Annotated in this window: 19 protein-coding genes; 12 read left to right on the top strand and 7 right to left on the bottom strand. The window is 70.5% G+C overall.

Annotation, left to right across the window (positions count from 1 at the left end; translation table 11 throughout):
• Positions 1-177: 177 nt before the first annotated feature.
• Together QSK32_RS04850 and QSK32_RS04845 are read left to right on the top strand one after the other, a co-directional pair.
• On the top strand, positions 178-708 hold the full coding sequence (locus tag QSK32_RS04850) for a hypothetical protein (protein WP_285471295.1): 531 nt from the start codon (positions 178-180) through the stop codon (positions 706-708).
• Complete coding sequence (locus tag QSK32_RS04845) at positions 705-1,829, top strand: MAB_1171c family putative transporter (protein ID WP_285471294.1); 1,125 nt, start codon at positions 705-707, stop codon at positions 1,827-1,829. Before QSK32_RS04850 ends, QSK32_RS04845 begins: the two co-directional genes overlap by 4 nt.
• On the opposite strand, the gene QSK32_RS04840 is transcribed toward QSK32_RS04845, so the two are convergent.
• Both QSK32_RS04840 and QSK32_RS04835 read right to left on the bottom strand, forming a co-directional pair.
• Complete coding sequence (locus tag QSK32_RS04840) at positions 1,780-2,187, bottom strand: helix-turn-helix domain-containing protein (RefSeq protein WP_285471293.1); 408 nt, start codon at positions 2,185-2,187, stop codon at positions 1,780-1,782. The two genes, QSK32_RS04845 and QSK32_RS04840, sit on opposite strands and share 50 nt — an antisense overlap.
• A 596-nt stretch (positions 2,188-2,783) precedes the next feature.
• Positions 2,784-3,476 (bottom strand): hypothetical protein, encoded by a 693-nt coding sequence (locus tag QSK32_RS04835; protein WP_045745593.1) that lies wholly within the window; start codon positions 3,474-3,476, stop codon positions 2,784-2,786.
• A gap of 143 nt (positions 3,477-3,619) precedes the next feature.
• On the opposite strand from QSK32_RS04835, the gene QSK32_RS04830 reads away from it, so the two are divergent.
• The 3 genes from QSK32_RS04830 (at position 3,620) to QSK32_RS04820 (ending at position 8,131) form a co-directional block, all read left to right on the top strand.
• Positions 3,620-5,233 (top strand): FAD-linked oxidase C-terminal domain-containing protein, encoded by a 1,614-nt coding sequence (locus QSK32_RS04830; protein ID WP_285471292.1) that lies wholly within the window; start codon positions 3,620-3,622, stop codon positions 5,231-5,233.
• On the top strand, positions 5,233-6,384 hold the full coding sequence (locus QSK32_RS04825) for an FAD-binding oxidoreductase (RefSeq protein ID WP_285471291.1): 1,152 nt from the start codon (positions 5,233-5,235) through the stop codon (positions 6,382-6,384). Before QSK32_RS04830 ends, QSK32_RS04825 begins: the two co-directional genes overlap by 1 nt.
• Before the next feature lie 385 nt (positions 6,385-6,769).
• On the top strand, positions 6,770-8,131 hold the full coding sequence (locus QSK32_RS04820; protein WP_045745607.1) for a (Fe-S)-binding protein: 1,362 nt from the start codon (positions 6,770-6,772) through the stop codon (positions 8,129-8,131).
• 367 nt (positions 8,132-8,498) lie between these two features.
• On the opposite strand, the gene QSK32_RS04815 is transcribed toward QSK32_RS04820, so the two are convergent.
• Positions 8,499-9,419: an alpha/beta fold hydrolase gene (locus QSK32_RS04815; RefSeq protein WP_285471290.1), complete on the bottom strand. Its 921-nt coding sequence runs from the start codon at positions 9,417-9,419 to the stop codon at positions 8,499-8,501.
• 87 nt (positions 9,420-9,506) lie between these two features.
• Between QSK32_RS04815 and QSK32_RS04810 the strand changes: the two genes are divergently transcribed.
• Entirely contained in the window at positions 9,507-9,983 is a 477-nt protein-coding gene (locus QSK32_RS04810; RefSeq protein ID WP_045745606.1) for a MarR family winged helix-turn-helix transcriptional regulator, read from the top strand.
• Positions 9,984-10,328: 345 nt separating this feature from the next.
• Here the strand turns inward: QSK32_RS04810 and QSK32_RS04805 are convergent, their stop codons facing one another.
• Positions 10,329-12,143, bottom strand: coding sequence for a rhamnogalacturonan lyase (locus QSK32_RS04805; RefSeq protein WP_045745590.1), 1,815 nt, complete (start codon positions 12,141-12,143; stop codon positions 10,329-10,331).
• A gap of 80 nt (positions 12,144-12,223) precedes the next feature.
• Between QSK32_RS04805 and QSK32_RS45440 the strand changes: the two genes are divergently transcribed.
• The 3 genes from QSK32_RS45440 (at position 12,224) to QSK32_RS04785 (ending at position 16,790) form a co-directional block, all read left to right on the top strand.
• Positions 12,224-13,252, top strand: a complete 1,029-nt coding sequence (locus QSK32_RS45440; protein ID WP_353050954.1) for a cellulose binding domain-containing protein — start codon at positions 12,224-12,226, stop codon at positions 13,250-13,252.
• 113 nt (positions 13,253-13,365) lie between these two features.
• Positions 13,366-14,172: an IclR family transcriptional regulator gene (locus QSK32_RS04790; RefSeq protein WP_045745588.1), complete on the top strand. Its 807-nt coding sequence runs from the start codon at positions 13,366-13,368 to the stop codon at positions 14,170-14,172.
• A 947-nt stretch (positions 14,173-15,119) separates the two neighbouring features.
• On the top strand, positions 15,120-16,790 hold the full coding sequence (locus QSK32_RS04785; RefSeq protein WP_285471289.1) for a hypothetical protein: 1,671 nt from the start codon (positions 15,120-15,122) through the stop codon (positions 16,788-16,790).
• A 30-nt stretch (positions 16,791-16,820) separates the two neighbouring features.
• Here the strand turns inward: QSK32_RS04785 and QSK32_RS04780 are convergent, their stop codons facing one another.
• Positions 16,821-17,588, bottom strand: coding sequence for a suppressor of fused domain protein (locus QSK32_RS04780; RefSeq protein WP_285471288.1), 768 nt, complete (start codon positions 17,586-17,588; stop codon positions 16,821-16,823).
• A gap of 92 nt (positions 17,589-17,680) precedes the next feature.
• Between QSK32_RS04780 and QSK32_RS04775 the strand changes: the two genes are divergently transcribed.
• From QSK32_RS04775 to QSK32_RS04765, 3 genes are all read left to right on the top strand, one after another.
• Positions 17,681-17,980 carry a hypothetical protein gene (locus tag QSK32_RS04775; protein ID WP_045745586.1) on the top strand — a complete coding sequence of 100 codons (300 nt, stop codon included), beginning with the start codon at positions 17,681-17,683 and terminating at the stop codon, positions 17,978-17,980.
• A 78-nt stretch (positions 17,981-18,058) separates the two neighbouring features.
• Positions 18,059-18,553 carry an SsrA-binding protein SmpB gene (smpB, locus tag QSK32_RS04770; protein ID WP_045745585.1) on the top strand — a complete coding sequence of 165 codons (495 nt, stop codon included), beginning with the start codon at positions 18,059-18,061 and terminating at the stop codon, positions 18,551-18,553.
• Between the two features lie 144 nt (positions 18,554-18,697).
• Positions 18,698-19,717: an LLM class flavin-dependent oxidoreductase gene (locus QSK32_RS04765; protein WP_045745584.1), complete on the top strand. Its 1,020-nt coding sequence runs from the start codon at positions 18,698-18,700 to the stop codon at positions 19,715-19,717.
• Between the two features lie 202 nt (positions 19,718-19,919).
• On the opposite strand, the gene QSK32_RS04760 is transcribed toward QSK32_RS04765, so the two are convergent.
• A complete protein-coding gene (locus QSK32_RS04760; protein ID WP_045745583.1) occupies positions 19,920-21,044 on the bottom strand; it encodes a sugar ABC transporter substrate-binding protein in 1,125 nt (374 codons plus the stop codon).
• A gap of 683 nt (positions 21,045-21,727) precedes the next feature.
• Positions 21,728-22,270: a hypothetical protein gene (locus QSK32_RS04755; protein WP_285471287.1), complete on the bottom strand. Its 543-nt coding sequence runs from the start codon at positions 22,268-22,270 to the stop codon at positions 21,728-21,730.
• Positions 22,271-22,732 lie beyond the last annotated feature (462 nt).

Genomic DNA, 22,732 nt, shown 5'->3' with positions numbered 1-22,732 from the left:
CCGGGATTCGTAAGGCTAAGCACGATGACGGTGAATAGTTAACGGCCTGGTGCGCAATTCCACAGGGCCACGGGCAAGCCTGCACGGTTAGCGTTAACAGTGCGCAACTACGCGCACGGGAGGGCACGAAAGCGCACGAGACGGGTCGTTGCCGTAGTGCAAGGTATCCTTCGGTCGATGCGGCGGCTGTTCTCGAGCGACCCGGGACGACGAGCACAACGGTCGATGCGCGACGTCCGGGAGAGGTCCGCCCGGCGACTGGACGGCATGCGCGTCCCGTACCCCTTCGATCTCGATCTGTTCTGTGCCGGGGTCGCCGCCCACCGGGACCGGCCCCTGCACCGCATGCCGCTGCCGGGCCTCGGCGCCGGAACCGGCCTGCCGTGCGGTCTGTGGCTGGGCCTGCCGGGCGCCGACCACGTCTTCTTCGACCCGGGCACCTCGCCGCTGCACGCCGAGCACATCGTGCTGCACGAGATCGCCCACATCCTCTGCGGGCACTCCGCCGGGCCGGGCGCCGGCGGCACGCTGACCCGGCTCTTCCCGGACCTCGACCCGGCCCTGGTCAGCCGGGCGCTCGGTCGCACCGGGCACACCGACCCGCAGGAACACGAGGCGGAGATGCTCGCCTCGCTGATCCGCACGGCCGGCACCCCGGCGCCCGACGACCCGTTCGGCCGGATGACCGACGCGCTCGGCGGCGGATGACCGCCGCGGTGGTCCTCGGCCTGCTCTGGGCCGTGGTCCTGATCCGGCTGCCCACGCTGCGCCGCGGTCACCGCCGGCGCGTGCTGTGGGGCAGCCTGTTCGCCGCCGCGCTCGCCGGCGGCATCGCCGCGCCCGCCGTCGCCGCCGGCCGGGACGTGCCGTTCGCGGCGCACCTGTGCGGGGTGGCCGCCGCGCACCTGCTGCTGCGCCTCATCGACCTGGTCACCGGCGCCCGCCGCGACCACGCCCGGTGGGCGTTCACCACGGCGGTGATCCTGGTGATGTCCGTGCTGGCGCTGTCCGTGCCCGGCGGGGTGCGCACCAGCCCGCACCGGCAGACCGCCGGGATCACCCCGGCCGAGGTCGTCTACTGGACGGTCTTCGAGGGCTACCTGGTGGTGATCCTGGTCCTGGGCGCGCGGGCCTGCGCGCGGATCGCCCGGTCCGCCCCGGCGGGCGTGCCCCGGACCGGGATGCGGGCGATGGCCGTGGGCATCGCGCTGATCGCCGGGTACGCCGCCGGCCGGATCCTGCTGGTCGCGGCCCGTGGCGCGGGCGTGCCGGTGGACTTCGCCGCGGTGGGCCCGCCGGTCGGCGCGCTGCGTACCGCCGGGGTGGCGCTGGTCCTGGTCGGCAGCGCGGCGCCGCCGGCCCTGCGGATGCGTGAGCTGGTCCGCGCCCACCGCGTGCTGTGGGCGCTGCGGCCGCTGTGGACGGCGATCCGGGGCGCGTTCCCGGAGGTGGTGCTGCTCCCTGCCGCGCCCCGCGCCCGGGATCAGATCACCATCGCGGAGGTACGCCTGCGTCAGTACCGCCGCGTGATCGAGATCCGGGACGGCATGCTGGCGCTGCGCGAACACCTGCCGCCGGCGGGCTCGGGGACGGTCCCCGACGCCGGCACCGATCCGGCGGTGGTGGAGGCCCGCGGTATCGCGCTCGCCCTGCGCCGCCGGGCCGCCGGTGAGCCGCCACTGGCCGTGCCGGGATGCTGGGCGCCGGTCGGGCCGGACATGGCCGACGAGATCGCCTGGTTGTCCCGGGTGAGCGCCGCGTTCCGCTCCCCCGGCGCGGTCAGCGGGGCGGGTGTTCGGACTCCCAGACCTGGCGGATCGCCTCACTGATCATTTCGCGGCCCCGGGGCGACACGTCGGCGGCCCGCAGCGCGATCTCGGTGACCCCGGCGTCGCGCAGCCTGCTCAGCAGCCCCAGCTGGGTGTCGATCCGGCGGGCCTGCTCGTCGTCGAGGAAGTAGGCCACCGGCACGCCGAAGTAGGCCGCGAGCGCGGTCAGGTGCTGCAACGTCGGGTTGTCGCGGCGGCCGGTGCGCAGCTGCCAGATGTAGGTGTGGGAAATCGGGACACCCTGCCCGTCCCGAATCCCGTCAGCCACCGTCATGTAACTGGGTTCCGGCCGACCAGCGGCACGGAAGAGGCGGTCGAGCTTCTCCGCGATCGAGAAGACGCCTTCCGTGCCGGCCACCCCGCACCACCGTTCTCCGCCGGAACCGGCTCACCGCGCCGTTGACGGATCCACCATGGCAGCCGGCGAGCGGCTGCACATCCCCCGATGTCGGCAGATCCATAAACTGTGGTTGACGAGCCGGAGGAAAGCCTAGGGCACAGTGGAACAGCGCTCAAGAAAGGTCACCGGGACGGTCGAGTCCGCATCGGACGGACGGCCGATCAACGATCGTCCGAGGCGCTGCCCGGGGCATCGTCGCCGCGGCCCCACCGCGGCCCCACCGCGGCTCCGCCGAGGTCCCGCCGACAGCGCCACCTGCCGGAATTCGCGCTGGTCACCGCGCCGGCAGGGACCGCTGGAAGCATCGATCCGCGACATTGCCCATGACGCCGCATGCGGAACAGCCGAATTCCTGTGCTCCGGAATGCCCATGGCGATGGCTGGCGATGATCGTCCGCGGCGGGGAAGGCGTCACCCGGCCCGGAAATTAAGGGCGCCGCTGCGAATTCCACGGGGGAAGAACTCGCAACGGCGCATGCCGAACATTAGACGACGAGCGACGGGTTGTCCATCCCGGCGGCGGTCCGAGATGACCGGCGAATCGCTGGAAAACGTCAGCCGACCCGCTGGACGACCGTCCCGACCAGGCGCTGCCAGTCGGCGTCGAAACTCGGGGCCGCGGACGCGTTGTCCAACCGGTAGACCGCGTACGTGTCGACGAGCACCACGTTGCGACTGTTCAGCACGGCCACGGCGGTGTCGGCGGTGCCCGGGTGCTCGGCCTCGTACAGCTTGTGGCGGACGATCACGAAGCCCTTCCAGCCGCTCTCGTCGACCTCGCGGACCTCGACCGTCTCGGTGTACGACGGCTCGTTGCGGTCCGCCGTGACGGTCTGCTCCACCTTCACCGAGCCGGGGCACTGGACGGCGACCGCGCGCAGCAGCGCCAGACCGGACTCGGCGCTGGCCGCGTCGCCGTAGACCAGGGCGTTCTGGTGCAGTGTCTGCGCGCCCTTCTCACCCTCGTCGGCGAGCGACGAGGTGACCACCTCGGCGCCCGGGGGCACCTCGGGTGGCGTGCTCGTGCCGCCGCAGAAACTGACCATCTGCTGCGGGGCTGCGCTCTCCTGCGGGGCGGCCCAGGACTGCCCGATCTCGGAGGCCTGCAGGAACGCGCCGCGCATGGTGGTGGCGCTGACCAGGCCTTCGGACGGGGTGTCGTCGCCGTCGTCGGAGCAGCCGGCCGCCAGGACCAGGGCGCAGGCGGCGATCGTGGCGACGCGGAGGGTTCTGCCGGTCGGGAACATCGGGCCATCCTGTCAGACGTACCCGGGCCTGCGAAAAGCCAGGACACGGACGGTACGCCCGGTGACCCCGCGGCTACCCGTCGCGCGTGACGGTGATCACGGGTTAGCGTGGCAGGGCAGGCGACAACCTCGAGGAGGTCGTGATGGCAGCCGACGAGCCGACATCCGGCGCCCTCACGTCCGGGTCCGGCACGCCCGCGCCCGGCGCCCTCACCTCCGGCACACCCACGGCTGGAACGCCCGCGTCCGGCACGCCCTCGTCCGGCGCCCTCACGTCCGGCACACCCGCGGTCCGCTCGCCGGCCATCGACGCCCTCGCGGCGCGGCTGCGGGACATGCTCGGGCCGGGGCAGGTGCTCACCGACCGGCAGCAGTTGCGTACGTACGAATGCGACGGCCTCGCCCAGTACAGGGTCGTCCCCGCGCTCGTCGTCCTCCCGCGTACCGCCGGGCAGGTCGCCGCCGTGGTCCGCGCCTGCGCCGACGGCGGTGTCCCGTTCGTCGCCCGGGGTTCCGGCACCGGACTGTCCGGCGGGGCGCTGCCGCACGCCGACGGGGTGCTGATCGTGACCTCGCAGCTGCGCGACATCCTCGCGGTGCGGCCCGCCGACGAACGCGCCGTGGTCCAGCCCGGTGTGATCAACCTGCAGGTCAGCCGGGCCGCCGAACCGTACGGCTACTACTACGCCCCGGACCCGTCCAGCCAGCAGATCTGCTCGATCGGCGGGAACGTCGCGGAGAACGCCGGCGGCGCGCACTGTCTCAAGTACGGCTTCACCACCAACCACGTGACCGGGCTGGAGATCGTCACCGCGGACGGTGAACTGGTCCGGCTCGGCGGGGACGCCCCGGACACCCCCGGATACGACCTGCTCGGCGCGTTCGTCGGCTCGGAGGGGACGCTGGGCATCGCCACCGAGGTCACCGTCCGGCTGACCCGGCTGCCGGCCACCGTACGGACGCTGCTCGCCGCCTTCCGCACCGTCGACCAGGCCAGCGCCGCCACCTCGGCGATCATCGCGGCCGGGGTGGTGCCGGCCGCCGTCGAGATGATGGACGCGCTCGCCGTCGAGGCCGCCGAGGCCGCGGTGCACTGTGACTATCCGGCCGGGGCGGGCGCGGTCCTGATCGTCGAACTGGACGGTCCGGCGGCCGAGGTGCAGGCCCAGTTCGAGCAGGTCACCCGCCTCTGCGACGAGGCCGGCGCGTTCGAGACCCGGGTCGCCGCCGACGACACCGAACGGCAGCTGATCTGGCGGGGCCGCAAGTCGGCGTTCGCCGCGGTCGGCCGGATCAGCCCCAACTACCTGGTGCAGGACGGGGTGATCCCGCGGACCGCACTGCCCGAGGTGCTGCGGCGCATCGGTGAGGTGGCCGGCGTGCACGGGTTCCGGGTGGCGAACGTGTTCCACGCCGGCGACGGGAACCTGCACCCGCTCGTCCTGTTCGACGACTCCCGGCCCGGGGAGGCGGAACGCGCCGAGTCGGTGTCCGGGGCGATCCTGGAACTCTGCATCGAACACGGCGGTTCGATCACCGGGGAGCACGGGGTGGGGATGGACAAGTCCCGGTACATGCCGCTGATGTTCTCCGCCGACGACCTGGAGACCATGCATCTGGTGCGGTGCGCGTTCGACCCGGACGGCCTGGCCAACCCGGGCAAGGTCTTCCCCACGCCGCGGCTGTGCGGGGAACGGCCGGGTGTGCACTCCGGCGCCCACCCGCTGCAGGAGGCCGGGCTCGGGGAGGTCTTCTGATGAGCGCCCTCGACGACCTCGCCGTCCCGGCCGGCGACGACGACCACGTCGCGGGGGTGCCCGCCCGCCTGGTCGCCGCGCCCGCCGACACCGCGCAGGCCGCCGCCCTCGTCGCCGCCGCCCGGGACCTGCACGTCGTGATCCGCGGCGGCGGCACCAAACTCCACTGGGGACCGCCGCCGCGCGCCCTCGACCTGATCATCGACACGCGGCGGCTGACCGGGGTGGTCGAGCACGCGGCCGGGGATCTGATCACCGTGGTCCGGGCCGGCACCCCGATGTCCCGGTTGCACCGGCTGCCCGGCCAGCAGCTGGCCCTCGACGCCCCGAACGGCGCCACCGCCGGCGGCACGGTCGCCGCGAACGCCAGCGGACCGCGCCGCCTGCGCTACGGCACCGCCCGCGACCTGCTGATCGGCATCACCGTGATCCGCCCGGACGGGGTGGTCACCCGTTCCGGCGGCAAGGTCGTGAAGAACGTCGCCGGTTACGACCTGGGCAAGCTCTACACCGGCGCCTTCGGCACCCTCGGGCTGATCACCGAGTGCGTGTTCCGGCTGCACCCCGAGCCTGCGGCGCATTCCTTCGTACGCGCGAAAGCACCGCCCGGTCAGGCCGCGCGGGTGCTCGCCGCCCAGCCGGCCGCCAGCGCTCTCGAGGTGCACGCCGTCCCCGGCGCCGACCCGGAACTGGCGGTGCTGCTCGAAGGCACTCCCGCCGGTGTCCGCGACCGGTCCGCGGAGATGGCCCGGCTGCTCGACGGCGAGGTGTCCGCGGACCCGCCACCGTGGTGGGGTGCGATGCCGCCGGGTGACGTGACCGTCAAGCTGACCGGGGTGCTCTCCCAGGTCCCGGCACTGGTGGCGACCGCGGTGGGCGCGGGCGCGACGGTCAGCGGCTCAGCCGGGGCCGGTGTGCTGCACGCGGGTTTCCCGGCCGACGGCGGCGACCCGCACGCCCGGGTCGCGCTGCTGCGCGCGGCGGCCGTGCGGGCCGGCGGGCACGCGGTGGTCCTCACCGCGCCGGACGGGGTGCGCCCGGCACTGGACATGTGGGGCCCGGTTCCGGGGCTGGCGCTGATGCGGCGGGTCAAGGACCGGTTCGATCCGGGGCACCGGTTCGCCCCGGGCCGTTTCGTGGGAGGGATCTGAGCCGATGGCCGATGTGGACGCCAACCCGGGACCCGGAACTCCGCCACCCGACGGCCTCGCGAACGCAACTCCGCCACCCGACAGCCCCACTAACGCAACTCCGCCACCCGACAGCCCCACTAACGCAACTCCGCCACCCGACAGCCCCACGAACGCAACTCCCCCACCCGACAGCCCCACGAACGCAACTCCACCGCCCCGCGCCCCTTCCGTCGGCGTCGACCCGGTTCAGGATCCGGCTCCAGCTCCGGATCCGAAAAAGGTTCCAACCCCTGCTACGGCCCCGGCCCCGGCCCCGGTTCCGGCTACTGCCCCGGCTACAGCCCCGGATCTCTCCAGGGCACGGCTCCCGGGTTCCGCCGGTGATCCCCCTCCGGCCGACGCGCTGCGAGCCGCCGAGCGGGGTGGACCCGTCGTCGGTGGCCCGGCCGGCGGCGGAACGGATCCCGCGTTCGACGGCGACCGCCCGCCGCGGGCCGACCTGGTGGCCGACTGCGTGCACTGCGGGTTCTGCCTGCCGAGCTGCCCGACGTACACGCTGTGGGGCGAGGAGATGGACTCGCCGCGCGGCCGGATCCACCTGATGGCACAGGGTCTCGAGGGCGAGCCGCTCAGCGCCCGCATGGCCGGTCACTTCGACAACTGTCTCGGCTGCATGGCCTGTGTGACCGCCTGCCCGTCGGGGGTACGGTACGACCGGCTCATCGAGGACACCCGGGCCCAGGTGGAACGCCGCCACGACCGGCCGCTGCGGGAACGGGCCCTGCGGCGGGCGGTGTTCGCCCTGTTCCCGTACCCGCGACGCCTGCGTGTTCTGCGGGGGCCGCTTCACGCGTACCAGAGAACGGGTCTTCAGAAGCTCGTGGGCCGCAGCGGCCTCCTGCGCCGGGTGGCACCCAGCCTCGCCGCTCTGGACGGCCTGGCGCCGCGGCTGCGCAGCGTGCCCCGCACGCCCGGTCGCGTGCCCGCGCGAGGGCAGCGGCGTGCGGTCGTCGGCATGCTGACCGGTTGTGTCCAGTCGGCGTTCTTCCCGGAGGTCAACGCGGCGACCGCCCGGGTGCTCGCCGCCGACGGCTGTGACGTGCTGATCCCGCCCGGTCAGGGCTGTTGTGGCGCATTGAGTGTGCACAACGGACGGCGGGCCGAGGCGCAGGGTTTCGCCCGCCGCCTGATCGACCTGTTCGAGATGACCGCGATGGACTACATCGTGATCAACGCGGCGGGGTGTGGTTCGTCGTTGAAGGAGTACGGCGAACTGCTCGCCGACGACCCGGAGTACGCGGAGCGGGCGGCCCGGTTCGCCGCGCGGGTCCGCGACCTGGCGGAGATCCTGGTCGAGCTGGGTCCGGTGGCGCGCCGGCATCCGCTGCCGGTCACCGTGGCCTACCACGACGCGTGCCATCTGGCGCACGCGCAGGGCATCCGCGCGCAGCCGCGGCAGTTGCTGGCCGGGATACCGGAGTTGGAGGTCCGCCCGATCGCCGACGCGGACATCTGCTGCGGCTCGGCGGGGGTGTGGAACGTGCTGAACCCGGAACCCGCCGCCGAACTGGGCGACCGGAAGGCCGCGGCCGTGCTGGACACCGGGGCGTCGTTGCTGGTGACCGCGAATCCCGGTTGCCTCATGCAGGTGGCGTCCGCGATCCGCCGGCGCGGCGACCGGCCGGTAGCGCTCGCGCACACCGCGCAGGTCCTGGACGCCTCGATCCGCGGACTCCCTGTCGAACGCCTGACCAGACCCGCCTAGACACCTGTCGCGGTCAGCGTCCGTGTGGTGATTTGGGGCGGCACAGCGCGTTCGTAATCACCACGGTCCACGACGGGTGTGGCGACTTCGGGCACCCAGCACGGCCGTGTTCACCACAGTCCACGACGGGTGTGGCGACTACGGGCACCCAGCACGGCCGTATTCACCACAGTCCACGACGGGTGTGGCGACTACGGGCACCCAGCGCGCCTGAAGTCACCACACGGACGGGCTTCGCACCCTGACCACGAACACGTGTACAGGTGACTGGTGTCGAACGCGCCGTGTTCGATGGATCAGGCTCCGGTCCCGCCGACGCGTATGTGCTCTGCCGTCCCGGCGCGGCGGTGGGGCGGCCGGCGCAGGTTCACGGGTGGCGGTGCGGGGACTCGGCCGTTGCGCGCCTCCGGTCGACACGGTCGGTGAAGGCGCCGACCGCGGTGGCGAAGGCGGCGGGCGCCTCCTGCGCGACGAAATGCCCCACGTCCGGGACCGTGACCGCGGTGACGTCGCCGGCGACCTGGCGCATGGTCAGCTCGGTGAAGGGAGCGTTGACGCCGTCGACGGCGAGCACGGGAACGGTCAGCGGCCGCGACTCGGCCAGTGCCCGCATCCGGTCGCCGCCGGCCAGGGAGGAACGGTAGAGCCCTGCGGTGCCGCGCCAGCCGTCCGGCCGCGCGTAGGTGCGGGCGAACTCGTCGAGGTCGGCCTCGGTGACCCCGCCCGGCACCGTCGTCATCGCCGAGACGGCCCAGTCGATGATCACTCGTTCGCGGCCGGCCAGGAACAGCTCCGCAATTCCCGGGGCGGCCAGGAATCCCACGTGCCAGGAGCCGCCGTTCTTCACGTCGGCCAGCATCTCCCAGCCGTACCCCGGAAGGGTGGTCTCGACGGCGGTGAGGCTGAGGACGTCGCCGGGGTGCGTGGCCGCGAACGCGAAGACCGGCCCGCCGCTGATGTCCTGGCAGGTCACGTGCACGGGCCCGACGCCGAGGTGGGCGACCAGCCGGTGCAGGTCCTCCGCCATGGTGGTCAAGTCGTGGTCGCCGTCGGCGATGCCGGAGTCGCCGAAGCCGCGCAGGTCGACGGCGAACACCCGGTGGGTGGCGGCGAGTAGCGGGATGACGTCGCGGAAGGCCCACCAGGACTCCGGCCACCCGTGTACCAGCAGGATCGGGGAGCCGGTGTCGCCCGCCGAGACGTAGTGCAACGTGGTGCCGTTGACCTCGGCGGTGTGGTGCGTGACGCCCACCACGGCGGGCGAGGCGGTCACGAAAGAGCTGGTCATGCGATGACTCCCGAAATAGACAACCAGGTTGACTTCAGTGTTGGTCAACCTGGTTGTCCATGTCAAGGCGGGATCTAGACTGTGGTCATGTCCTCACGATCCGGTGCCGATCTCGCCCTGCTCCTCCTGGGCAGTTATCGCAATCTGGTGGACGAAGTGGTCCGGGAGCTGGCGAACCGGGGATACCCCGACGCCCGGCCGTCGCACGAGTACGCGATCCGGGCCATCCGGGCCGGCGCCGACAGCGCCTCGGACCTGGCCCGCCGACTCGCCATCACCAAGCAGGCCGCGGCGAAGACGATCGCCGCGCTCGTCGAACGCGGGTACGTCACCACCGAGACCGATCCCGCCGACATCCGCCGCAAGAACATCCGGATCACCGATCACGGGATCGGGCTGATCACCGAGGGCACGGCGATCTTCGACGAGGTGCGGGCCCGCTGGGAGACGCGCCTGGGCACCGCCGAACTCGCCGAGCTGGAAACGCAGCTCGAACAGTTCGTCGGCGACTCGCCCATCAACCTCGACGCTCCGGGCTGGGCGGCGGGACAGGAACTGCGCTAGGCGCCCGGCGCCGCACGCGGGCCGATCAGGGTTCTCGATCGGCCCGCACCGGTCTTCGAGAACTGCTGGACATCGCACGGGTGACCAGCCGCCGTGCCACACCGGTCACCCGGTCATGGGGAGTGCGCGGGCCAGGGTCGGGACCACCCCTCCCCGCGCACTCCCCACAGGCTGCGGCACACGCGCCGGATCGCGACTGCTCCATCCGGCGCGTGCCCAGGCCCGCAGCCGGCGTGGCCGCCCGGGCGCCCTCCGCGCCCGGCGACGCCCACACCGTGCCGGACGCGCCCCGGCATGCGAGACAAACCCCCCAGCTCCCCACGCCGCCCGGACGCGCCCGGTTGCTCAGCCGATCGAGAAGCTCGGGTGCGGCGGCTGGTTGTAGGCGGTGTTCTGCCAGGCCAGCGCCTCGCGGTACTGGATGTCGTGCAGCAGGGTGATCGCCCGGATGCCCGTCGACGTCGGCGTGCTGAAGATGCGCAGCTTGGTGTTGTCGGTCGTCGGCCAGATCACCTCCTCACGCCAGTCGCCGAGGATGTCGCCGGACAGCGACGGCGTCGCCTTGGTGCTGTTGTTCGAGTGCACCCCGGAGGCGGTCAGCAGGTTGGTGTCCGCCGACGTGCCGTACTTGTCGATCCGAGTCTGGTCGAGCAGTTCCCGCTGCGCGTCGCCGTCCCACCAGATCACGAAGTTCGCACTCGACGGTTTACGCCCGATGTTGGTGCCGGACGTGTTGAACAGGCCGGACACCGCCGACGACCAGGACTCCGCGCCGGCACTGCCCGCGTAGATGTCCGCCGACACGCCGCGACCGTTGTCGCAGCCGCACGTCGGGTTCGACCAGATGATCGCCCCGGTACGGGCGTCGGCCATGTACGCGGCGAGCTTCGTCGTGCTCTCGTTGACGTGCCACAACTCCAGCCCGGCGCGGCTCGGAATCAGGTCGCTGACGTGGTACGCGTCGCCGTGCCCCTGCCCGTTGGTCCACAGCCCGTAGCCGTTGTCGTCGATCGCCATCGACCCGTACAGGATCTCGTCCCTGCCGTCGGCGTCCACGTCGGCGATGGACAACTGGTGGTTGCCCTGTCCCGTCCAGGCCGAGCCGTTCGTCGACGAGTTGCTGTCGAACGTCCACCGCCGGGTCAGCGTGCCGTTGCGGAAGTCCCAGGCGGCGACGACGCTGCGGGTGTAGTAGCCGCGCGCCATGATGATGCTGGGCCGGGCCCCGTCCAGGTACGCCGTGCCGGCCAGGAACCGGTCGACGCGGTTGCCGTACGAGTCGCCCCACGACGAGACCGTCCCGCGCGCCGGCACGTAGTCGACCGTCGACAGGGCAGCACCGGTCCGCCCGTCGAACACGGTCAGGAACTCCGGACCGGTCAGGATGTACCCGCTGGAGTTGCGGTAGTCCGCGGCCGCGTTCCCGATCACCTGACCGGTGCCGGAGACGGTGGCGTCGGCGGTTTTCATGGCGATCTCGGCGTCGCCGTCACCGTCGTAGTCGTACACCTGGAACTGGGTGTAGTGCGCACCGGCCCGGATGTTGCGGCCCAGGTTGATGCGCCACAGCCGGGTGCCGTCCAGTTTGTAGCCGTCGATGTAGACCACATCGGTGACGCCGGACTGCGAGTTGTCCTTGGCGTTCAGCGGTTCCCACTTGAGGACCAGGTCCAGTTTGCCGTCGCCGTCCAGATCGCCGACGCTGGCGTCGCTCGCCGCGTACAACGAGCTGTTGGGGTTCTGGATCGGCACGTCGAGGTACCCGTTGGCGAAGCTCAGTGACGCGGCGGACGCGGCCTGTTCGGTGCCGTTCACGACGGGACGGATCGTGTACGACTCGCCGGCCGCCGCACCGGCGTCGAGGTAGTTCGTCGAAGTGGTCACCGGTGACGCGGTGAGTTTGGTGCTGCCACGGTAGACGTTGAACCCGACCGCGGCCGGGTCGGTGGCGAGCAGCCGCCAGCTGACCAGGTTGCCGGCGCCGGAGTGGACGCTGACCACGCCGCGGTCGAGGTTCTCGCGCTGTCTGCCGTCGGTGAGCGGCGGGGGTGGGGGTGCCGCGACGGCCTGCGCCGCGACCAGAGCTCCGGCACCGACGGTGACGACGGTGAGGGCCGTCGCCAGGGATCTGCGGGAAACAGCTCTCGGGGATAGAGCCATTTCTCCCTCCTCACATAGATGTACATTGATGGGAGCGCTCCCAGCCTGCGCGTTCTCCGTCCTCACGTCAAGGAGATCCCATGCGAGGTACCACCTCGGCCGTCCTCACCGTCCTCCTGGTGTCCGGCAGCCTCACCGTCGCCACCAGGGCCGACGCCGCAGCCGGCTGCACGGTGAAGTACACCGTCGGCAGCCAGTGGGCCGGCGGTTTCGGCGCCGCCGTCGACATCACCAACCTGGGCGATCCGCTCACCTCCTGGTCGCTGGTGTTCACGTTCACCGCCGGGCAGAGCGTCACCCAGCTCTGGAACGGCAGCGTCACCCAGTCCGGCGCCGCCGTGACCGTCCGTAACGCCGCCTGGAACGGTGCCGTCCCCACCGGCGGCACCGCCTCGTTCGGCTTCAACGGCTCCTGGACGGGCTCCAACCCGGCCCCCACGTCGTTCGCCCTCAACGGCGTCACGTGCACCGGTTCGACCACTCCCGATGATCCCGGCTCCCCTTCGAGAGTCAAGATCATGCCGCTCGGGGACTCGATAACCGGCTCGCCCGGCTGCTGGCGGGCCCTGCTCTGGCAGAAACTCCCCGCCGACGAGGTCGACTTCGTCGGCACCCTGCCCGGCCAGGGCTGCGGCTTCGACTACGACGGCGAGAACGAGGGCCACGGCGGCTACCTGGCCACCAACGTCGCCTCGCAGAACCTGCTCCCCGGCTGGCTCGCCGCCACCGACCCGGACGTGGTGCTCATGCACTTCGGCACCAACGACGCGTGGAGCAACCTGTCCACGTCCACGATCCTCGCCGCGTACACCACCCTGGTCCAGCAGATGCGCGCCGCCAACCCGGCCATGAAGATCATCGTCGCGCAGATCATCCCGCTGAACCCGTCCACCTGCACCGACTGCGGGCAGCGGGTGGTCGCCCTCAACGCCGCCATCCCGGCCTGGGCCGCGTCACTGACCACCACCGCCTCCCCGATCACCGTCGTCGACCAGTGGACCGGTTTCGACACCACCACCGACACCTACGACGGCGTCCACCCGAACGACGCCGGCAACGTCAAGATCGCCGACCGCTGGTACCCCGCCCTCGCCGCCGCACTTCCCTGAAACCACATTTCCGGGGTACGCGCTGACGGCCGCAACCCGTCCTGCGCCCGCGTTGTTTCGCGCCATCGGTCGGGTGGGTTCCGCCCGGCCGACCGGCCCACCACTCTGGGGGCATGACTGGGGGCATGACCGGGGGCGGAACCAGCGGCGGCAGCGGTGTCCTGCAATCCGTGGAACGGGCCATGCGCGTCCTCGACCGGGTGGCCACCGCCGACGGCCCGATCACCGCCCGTGAGGTGGCCCGCGACCTGGGCCTGACCCTGCCCACCACGTACCACCTGCTGACCACCCTGGTCACCGGCGACTACCTGGTCCACCTCGCCGACGAACACGCGTACGCCCTGGGCCACCACGTCGACGACCTGGCCCGCGCGCTGCACCAGCAGATCGCCCCGCCGCCCGCGGTCCGCCGGGTCGCCGCCGTGGTCCACCGCCAGGCCCACGCCGCCGCCTACTACGCCACCCTGCGCAACACCGAGATGATCGTCGCGCACGTCGACGCCTGCCCCGCCCACCCAAGCGCCGACACCCTCAGCGTCGGCTTCCACGGCGCCCCACACGCCACCGCCTTCGGCAAACTGATGCTGGCCACCCTGGACCCCGCCGACCGCGAGGCCCTCCTGAACCGCACCGGCACCCCCGCGGTCACCCCCGACACGGTGACCGACCGCGGCCGCCTCCTCCGGCAACTCCACCAGGTACGCGGCTCCGGCCTGGCCGTCGAGGTCAACGAGTTCCGCCCTGACCTGAGCTGCATCGCCGCCCCGGTGAACGACGCCGCCGGCCGCTTCATCGGGGCGGTCGCGGTCTCCCTCCCGACGGCCCGCCTGCAGACCGACCGGCGCGCACTGGAACGCGTGGTCCGCCTGGGCGCCGTACGCGCAAGCCGCGCGGTGGTGGCCCACGCCAGCCCCAACTGACCACCCGCCCCACGCCGGCTGTGGGCGTCGCTTCGTTCGCGCGCACGCCGCAGTCCCCCGGCCCGCATGGACCCGCTCCGCGTGGACCCGCCCCGCGCGGACCCCACCCTCCCTGGGGGAAGCCCCCGCAAACATTGTCCCGCGAAGCGCGGACCTCGGCGGGCGGCCTGTGGACAACGACCCGATGTGGACAACGACCGGACCCAGACAACAACCGAACCCGTACAACAACCGGACCCGGACGACCGGATTCTCGCGGCGCGGGAGCGGGCAACGGGTGGGCGATGCCCGGGAGCACGGGCGGGGGATCCCGGGCATCGGCCACCGTTGAGCCGGGTCAGGCCGGGCGCACGGACGGCGCGTCGGCAAACGCGGTCCACGCGCACCCCACCATCGTCGCCGCGCCGCCGGGGCTGCGACGAGAGCCCGGCTCGGAGGACGTTCTCGTCGGTGGGACGTTCTTACCAGCGGACTCTGCTCGGCCTGCGAGCCAGGCGGAAGCAGGCGTTCAGATGGTGACAACGACACGGGACGCTGCTCGCCTCTTCCCATATGCGTTCAGGCTCCACGTGCGTTCAGGCTCCACGTGCGTTCAGGCTCCACGTGCGTTCAGGCTCCACGTGCGTTCAGGGCGACTCACCGCACCGACCCTCTCGATGCACTATGAAGGCTCCGGCAGCCGGCGGGACGACGAGAGCGCCGTGCGACGGCGACGACCCTGAGAACGGCATTGACGTTCACCGACGGGAAACACCTATCATCGGGGCATGCCGTCCGGGTTCAGGCGGAAACTGATCAACAAGATGAGAGCCACCGTGGTCGCGGTCTCGACCCAGCCGACATCCTCGTCATTCACGTGGGGTGGGCGAATTTCACCGCTCCCACTCGCGACCTTCTACGCCGTACACTATCTGCGCCTCGCCTCCCCGCTGCAGTGGATAAAGTTCGTGGTTCGTCAGCGCATCACCGCGCGCCCGACCACGAATCTCCGTCCGGACTTCCCCTCGGCATTCACGGAGTGGTATTTCCTCGCGCTCCTCGCCGTGGTCCTGTCCGTCTATACGGCGCGGTCCAGCCTGGTGGGCCGCCATCCCGCGGTCGACGTCCTGCTCCTCGGCGGCGAGTGGCTGTTCCTCGTCGAGGCCAACGTGTGGATCTTCTATTACTGCCTGCTCCGGGGATTTCTCGAGACCCGCTACACGATTTTCCATCCCGCGGAATATCTCCTCACGCTCCCCGTGGTGCTGACGATCATCGCATTGCTCGGTGCGCTGATATCCGGACGCCACATCAGTGCGCTGCTCGTCGACGCCGTGGGAAATCCGGAACGCGGCGACCCGGTAGGTATCGGCGTGGCTATTGCGTCATTGTTCTACTTCGGTGTAGCAATTACAGTCGTGCTCAGCTCACACCCGGGTATCGAGACGCGCCTCCCGCAGAATCTGATCATCATCGGGGCGGGTGACGTCACCATCAATCGCACGCTTCCCGCGCTGCTCTCCCTGGGTTACGACCGTGACGACATCGTGGTCGCCACGGTGGAGCAGACCTCGGAGAGCGACCGTGCCGCCATCGCCCGGCGGGCCGCCCGGCTCGTGGTGGCAAGTCCGGACACGGTGCTGCAGACGTCGCTCCGGGACCGGTCACCGACGATCATCGCCTCGCCCACCTACGCGCACTTCCGGCAGCTGGTGACGCTCTCCGGGGCGGGCGTGCGCTTCGCCGTGGAGAAACCGATCACCTGGTCACGGGCCGAACGTGACATCCTCCGTGCCGAACCCGGGTTGATGTCGAACGGATTCGCCCTCAGCTACTACACGCTGGAGAAGGCGCTGCCCCTGACGTACCTGATGAACCCACTGCCCGCGTATCGCGGATTCCTGACCAGCGAGCCGGGTTCCCTGCTCGACAGCATCGAGCTGGCCACCGTCCGGGAACGCCTGGGCCGCCTGGAGTCGGTCGACGTCGAGCTCCTGGAGGGCCGGTCCCGGTCACCGGTCGGCGACAGCCGCCTCTGGACGGAGCTGCCGGGGACGCTGCGGCCGTTCGTCGAGACGACCGTTCATCCGCTTCTCGTCATCCGGCACGTGGTGGGTCCCGGCGAGCCGACCTGGACCGGTTGCAGCATCGGCCGGTACACGCCCCGCGCGGACGAGATCCGCGCCGCCACCGGGCAGGAGATCGCCCCCACGTGGATCGTCGCGGAAGGCGTGACACGGGACATCCGCCTCCGTTTCAGTGTGGGCAAGTACGTCCCGGACAGCCTGGCCACGAGGAGGGCCGTCTTCGCCTTCGCCAGGGGCACCATCGCCTGCGACTTCGACGCACGCTCGGCGACGATCACCACTGACGGCGGCCTGCACGGGACGATCACGATCGACGAGAACGCGGCCGGCGGCAGGTACCGCAAGAACTACGCGGTCCTCATGTCGATGTTCATCGACTTCTCCCTGAACGGGTGGGGGCCGGTCCGCTTCGACGACTTCCAGCGCCAACTGGACGCCCTGGACTGGTGGGACACGCTGTGCGACCGGGTGGACGAGGCGGGCGTCCCCATCCGGCCGTACGACGAGGCCCCGCCACAGGACGACCGCCTCAGTCCTCTGCGGGACACCTGACCGGCCGTCCCCACCCGAGGAGGACGACGGTCAGGCGTAGGAGGGGCGGGACGGGTCCAGCAGCTCCGTGATGGCGCCGCGGTCCAGGATGTCGATCAGGGCGTCGGTGCCCTGCTCGAGCTTGACCGTCACCTCGCCGGGGTGGAGCGGGACCAGCGCCAGCAGCGAGATCTCCGTGCCGTCGCCCACGACGACGGTGCGGGCCTCGGCGGGTACGCGGAGCATCGGCGTGACCACGACGCCGGTGAACGGTACCGACGGAGCGTAGGGCAGCATCGGGTCGCCGTTGGGCAACGAGTGCCACGGGCCGATCCAGGTGGCGTACTCGTGCGGCAGCCGGGCCACCTCCTTGAGCAACCGGATCGGCCATTCCCAGGTGTCGTCGCCGGTGGGGTGGACCGCCTCGGTGAACTGCCAGTCGGCGGGCAGGGCGATCATCACTTCCGCGTACGGGCTGATGCCGTGCCCGCCCGGGACGGTCATCGGCAGGTCGCTCATGCCGGAGGTGATCAGCGTCCGGAACGGTCGTTCCTCGGTCGGCTCGGTGACGTAGACGTGCACGCCGACGAGGTGCGACCCGAGCTCGTGGAGGACGAAGTCGACCGGGCCGAAGTGGGCGGCGATGTGCCTGTCGATGGCTTCGGCCATCTCCTCGCGCTGGCCGGGCGCCGCGACGAAACCGTCGTGCACGGGCACGTGCCGCAGGATGCCGCTGCCCCGTGGACCCGCCTCCCCGGGCGCGCCGCCGATGGAGTCCGCCGACCCGCCGATACCTGTCTCACCGCTGGTGTCCGTCACGTTGGGGCAGCCTAGCCGCAGGTGGGGCCGGGACCGGGAACCGGCGATCTCCCGGGCGGGCGAGTGTCCAGTCCGGACGGCATAATCATCCGGTGGACAACTGGGAATACGCGCGGCTCGAGTACCGTGCGGCGGGCACGCTGGGATCCGATCGGTTCATGGACTGGACCGCCACGTTCCACCACCCGGGTGGGGTGCTGCGCTGGGGCACCGACGAACGGTTCGACGACCTGCGTCACCTGAACCGGGCGGGACTGGCCGGCTGGCAGGCGTATGACCGTGCGGTCATTCATGTCAAGGATGAGCCGCACCGGCTGAGCAGCGTCACGTACGCGATGCGCCGCCCGATTCCGCTCGACCCGGAACCGTCCTCGACGCCGGGCGTGTCCTGACCTCGACGCCGGGCGTGTCCTGACCTCGGAGGCGGATGCATCCTGACCGTTGGGGCAGGCGTGTCTTAATCTCTGAGGGTGGTCAAGGAAACCGGCACCAAGCTGATCGCCTCGAACAAGAAGGCACGGCACGACTACGCCATCCTGAAGACGTGGGAGGCGGGGCTCGCGCTGGCCGGGACCGAGGTGAAATCGTTGCGCTCCGGCCACGCGTCGCTGGTGGACGCGTTCGCCGGGGAGCACGAGGGTGAGCTGATGCTCTACGGGCTGCACATCGCGGAGTACGGCTTCGGCAGCTGGACGAACCACGCGCCCCGGCGGACCCGCAAGCTGCTGCTGCACAAGGCCGAGATCATCAAGATCCTGAACCAGCTGCACGACGGCAACGGGCTGACCCTGGTGCCGCTCTCGCTGTACTTCCGGGACGGCTGGGCGAAGGTCGAGCTGGGCATGGCCCGGGGTCTCAAGTCCTACGACAAGCGTCAGGTGATGGCCGAACGGGACGCCAAGAACGAGATCGCCCGGGAGATGGGCCGGCGCCTCAAGGGTCACAGCGCACGCGGGCGGCGCTGACGCGTACCCCGGAAAAAGAGTGACCAGCGCCCCCCTGCCTGGACCATGGGCCGGGTTCGCGGGCGTGCCCGGAAAAGAGTGACCAGCGCCCCTGCCTGGGGCATAGGCCGGGTTCGCGGGCGTGCCCGGACCTAGGATTCGCTGATGGAATTCGGACTCGACACCTTTGGTGACGTCACGGTCGGCGCGGACGGCAAACCTCTCTCCTACGCGCAGGTCATCCGCAACGTGGTGGAACAGGCGGTGCTGGCCGACCGGGTCGGGGTGGACGTCTTCGGGGTCGGCGAGCATCACCGCGACGACTACGCGATCTCGTCGCCGGAGATCGTGCTCGCGGCCGCGGCCGCGAAGACCGAGCGGATCACCCTGGGCACGGCCGTCACGGTCCTGAGTTCCGATGATCCGGTACGCGTGTACGAGCGCTTCGCCACGCTGGACGCCGTCGCGGGCGGCCGGGTCGAGATCATTCTCGGGCGCGGCTCGTTCACCGAGTCGTTCCCGCTGTTCGGGTTCGACCTGGGTGACTACGAGCGGCTGTTCTCCGAGAAGATCGACCTGATGACGCATCTGCTCACCGAGGAGCCGGTGAACTGGTCCGGTTCGATCCGGCCGGAACTGCGTGACCAGCACGTCTATCCGAAGACCGAGTCGGGGCGGATCCGCACCCTGGTCGGGGTGGGCGGCAGCCCGGAGTCGGTGGTCCGCGCCGCGGGGTACGGCCTGCCGCTGGTCCTGGCGATCATCGGCGGGGCGCCGGCCCGGTTCGAACCCTACGTCGAGCTGTACCACCGGGCGCTCAAGGAGCTGGAGCAGCCGGAACAGCCGATCGCGGTGCACTGCCCGGGCTTCGTGGCCGATACGGATCAGGAGGCGCTGGACATCCTGTGGCCGCACGCCCGGCGCAACCTGGACCGGATCGGCCGGGAGCGCGGCTGGCCGCCGGCGACCCGGGACCGTTTCGAGGCGGACATCACCGACGGCGCGTGGCATGTCGGCTCGCCGGAGACGGTGGCCCAGAAGATCGCCGAGACGGTGAAGGTGCTGGGTATCCAGCGGTTCGACCTGAAGTTCTCGCACGGGACGCTGCCCCACGAGCAGCTGATGAGATGCATCGAGTTGTACGGGACCGTGGTGATCCCGCGGGTGCGGGAACTGCTCGCCTGATCCAGCGGACGGGTTCCGCTCGTACCCGCCGGGGCGCTGTTCCTGACCATGCCCTGAGCGGGACCCGAACCGGCTTCACAACGACATGAAAGGGCCGGCGGACGATTTCGTCCGCCGGCCCTTTCGCTGTCTCTTGCCCGGTGCTGCCGCTCACCCTGAGGGCCGCCGCTCACCCGGTAGCTGCCGGCTACCGATTGATGCTCTACTTGTTGATGCCGTACTTCTTGCAGGCCCGGGTGTACTTCGTGGTGCAGAGCTTGTCGTAGCTCACGTACCCGCTGGCCACGATCGACTTGATGTTGTTGGCGGTGATCGCCTTCGGGTCCAGCTTGCGGAACGGGACGTAGGCGCCGGACTCCGGGTCCTTCAGCTTGTCGGCGATCTGCGGCTTGACGTCCTTGTACAGGCTGATCGCCAGCTCGGCGGCCGCGTCGGCCTCCTGCTTGATCTCCTTGTACACGGTCATGCACTGGTCGCCGGCGAGGATGTTCTGCAGACCCTGGGTGGTCGCGTCCTGGCCGGTGACCGGGACCTTGCCGTTGAGGCCCTTCTCCTTGAGCACCTCGATCGCGGCGTTGCCGAGGCCGTCGTTCGCGGACAGGACACCGCCGATGTTCGGGTATTGCTCGATCATCTGGGAGAAGATGACCTTGGCCTGCTCGTTGTCCCAGTCCGGCACGTACTGGTCGGGGCCCTTGGTGTAGGCGGCGTTGTCGTACATCGGCTGGAGCACCGAGTCGTAGCCGTCCTTGAACAGGTGCGCGTTGTTGTCCGTGGGCGACCCGTTGAGTTCGGCGATGACCGGGCTGCCGGTGGTCTTCGAGGAGAGGCAGCTCTTCAGCGCCTGCGCCTGCAGGACGCCGACCTGCTCGTTGTCGAAGCTGACGTAGTAGTCGGCGCCGCCGTTGAGGGTCAGCCGGTCGTAGTCGATCACCGGGACGTTCTTGGCCTTCGCGGCGTCGATGACCGCCTTGCCGCTGGCCGAGTCCAGGTTCGCGATGATCAGGACTTTGACACCGGCGGCGAGCATGTCGTTGCCGAGTGCCTTGAACCGCTCCTTGTCCCCGTCCGCGTTGACGATCTCGTGCGGGGTGTCGCCGAACGCCGCCTCCAGGTAGCGCGGGTCGGCCGTGGTCCACCGGTCCGAGCTCGAGGTGTCGGGGAGGATCACGCCGATGCCGTTCTTGCCGGTCGCACCGGTCCCGCCGCTGCCGGTGGTGGCGGCGCCGCCACTGGTGTCGCTCGGGTCCGCGCCGTCGTCACAGGCCGTCAACCCCACCGTGCTCAACAAGCCGGCGGCGACCAGGGCGATCAGGGACTTACGCATGGCGTTGGGTGTCCTCTCAGGGTATATCCCGAGCTGCTCGGAGACGCTGAACGGTCGGCCGGACGATGGGCAGCGTCCCGTGGCGGCGACATCGTGCGGGTCCGGGAGCAAGATTATTCACATCTCACCGGTAACTGCCAAACAATCACTGCCAGCGACCAATGCAAGGTGTTATCTGCACTCACCGTCACTCAATACGCCTAAGCGGGCATTAATGCGGCGGTGGAGCCGGCCCCGCGGGTGACGCGGGGGCCGTCCGACGATCGGGCCGCGCGAATACGATCACCGATCTTGGGGTAGCGGCGGAACCGGCCGAGCGGTTGATCATCTTTGACCGCCTGCGGGTGGCGATCACCCCTTGGTCCAGGTGAGGCGACTACCGAGGGGCGAAAGCGGACGGCGATGACCGAATTCGGTCATCGCCGCCATGTGTTGCAGGAGGGGTCATTTCTCGCAGTGCCGGGGGTCCGTCACACGCCATTTTGATCTTGATCGGTGCGGCACCTCGAGGAGGTGTTCGCTCTACTCTTTTGCTCCTTGGGCAAGCTTTTCCGTGCAGGTTTACCCCTACGGTCGGCGCCACCCTTTTGTTGGGTGCGGCAACAATTAACGAGAGCCGAGGTCCGCACGTTTCCGGAACAAATTTTGCCGTTCACGGGAAAGCAGGGCTCAGGCTGATCACTTCACGACAGGCCGCGGCGTACCCGCCAGACGGCAAGACCGACCGGAAGCCCGGCCGGCGCAACCCGGATGCCGAACTCCCGCCATGGCAACGACCAGAACCGGGTGCTCGGCACGTAGACCAGCTCCTGGCGCAGACCCCGCTCGCCGAGCCACGCGGAGCAGGCCTTCGAAGCGCCCTGACCCAGGCGCCGGCCGCACTTGGTGCGATCGACCGGCCCGGTGAGCACCGCCCCGGGCGCGTCCACCGTCCGGTTGCTGAGCACCCACCCACCGGTCGGCGAGTGCTCCCGAAGGACACTCATCCGCCCGCTGTCGACGTCGAAGTCGAGCCGCTCCGCCCGATCAAAATCGGCCACCGTCGGGGTCGTCGTCGGGCCAGCCAGCAACGGGCGAATCATCAGCGGAGCATCCATCTGCACAGCGCCCACGATCAGCAGCGCCACCGCCATCGTCAACGTCAACGTCAACGCCATCACCAGCACCAGCACCAGCACCAGCACCAGCACCAGCACCAGCACCAGCACCAGCACCAGCACCAGCACATCGTCGCCTCCCCGTGGTCGTGCCGCTCGTACCCGTCGTCCCCGTGCCACTCATGACTGGCGCTCCAGGACCCGCCGAGGCTCCGCCGCGCCGCCCGTGTAGGCGAGCACGATGCCCTTCAGGTCGAGGGGCCGACCTGCCGGGACGGGTCGTCGATCGGGGCGGTACCGCGCACCACCAGCGTCGACTGCATGTCGGCATAACTCTCGTCCACCACAAGCCGGACACCCCTCGGTATGACTCTCGGTCCGCCACAAGCCGGACACCCCTCGATATGACTCTCGGTCCACCACAAGCCGGACACCCCTCGATATGACTCTCGGTCCACCACATGCCGGCCACCCCTCGATATGACTTTCGGTCCACACAAGTCGGCCCACACCCCGAGGTCGTCCAGTTCACGGCGGCCCGCGTCACGGCCTGCCTGATCCGCCAGATCCCCGCCCGTCAGGTCGCGGATT

The organism is Actinoplanes sp. NBRC 101535 (genome assembly GCF_030269225.1).
Lineage (GTDB): Bacteria > Actinomycetota > Actinomycetes > Mycobacteriales > Micromonosporaceae > Actinoplanes > Actinoplanes rectilineatus.
This window is presented reverse-complemented; position numbering and strand designations above follow the sequence as displayed.

Coding starts and splice junctions, on each gene's coding strand:
- QSK32_RS04850 (WP_285471295.1), top strand. CDS start 178: ATGCGGCGGCTGTTCTCGAGCGACCCGGGACGACGAGCACAACGGTCG.
- QSK32_RS04845 (WP_285471294.1), top strand. CDS start 705: ATGACCGCCGCGGTGGTCCTCGGCCTGCTCTGGGCCGTGGTCCTGATC.
- QSK32_RS04835 (WP_045745593.1), bottom strand. CDS start 3,476: ATGTTCCCGACCGGCAGAACCCTCCGCGTCGCCACGATCGCCGCCTGC.
- QSK32_RS45440 (WP_353050954.1), top strand. CDS start 12,224: ATGCGAGGTACCACCTCGGCCGTCCTCACCGTCCTCCTGGTGTCCGGC.
- QSK32_RS04805 (WP_045745590.1), bottom strand. CDS start 12,143: ATGGCTCTATCCCCGAGAGCTGTTTCCCGCAGATCCCTGGCGACGGCC.
- QSK32_RS04790 (WP_045745588.1), top strand. CDS start 13,366: ATGACTGGGGGCATGACCGGGGGCGGAACCAGCGGCGGCAGCGGTGTC.
- QSK32_RS04810 (WP_045745606.1), top strand. CDS start 9,507: ATGTCCTCACGATCCGGTGCCGATCTCGCCCTGCTCCTCCTGGGCAGT.
- QSK32_RS04765 (WP_045745584.1), top strand. CDS start 18,698: ATGGAATTCGGACTCGACACCTTTGGTGACGTCACGGTCGGCGCGGAC.
- QSK32_RS04825 (WP_285471291.1), top strand. CDS start 5,233: ATGAGCGCCCTCGACGACCTCGCCGTCCCGGCCGGCGACGACGACCAC.
- QSK32_RS04815 (WP_285471290.1), bottom strand. CDS start 9,419: ATGACCAGCTCTTTCGTGACCGCCTCGCCCGCCGTGGTGGGCGTCACG.
- QSK32_RS04760 (WP_045745583.1), bottom strand. CDS start 21,044: ATGCGTAAGTCCCTGATCGCCCTGGTCGCCGCCGGCTTGTTGAGCACG.
- QSK32_RS04830 (WP_285471292.1), top strand. CDS start 3,620: ATGGCAGCCGACGAGCCGACATCCGGCGCCCTCACGTCCGGGTCCGGC.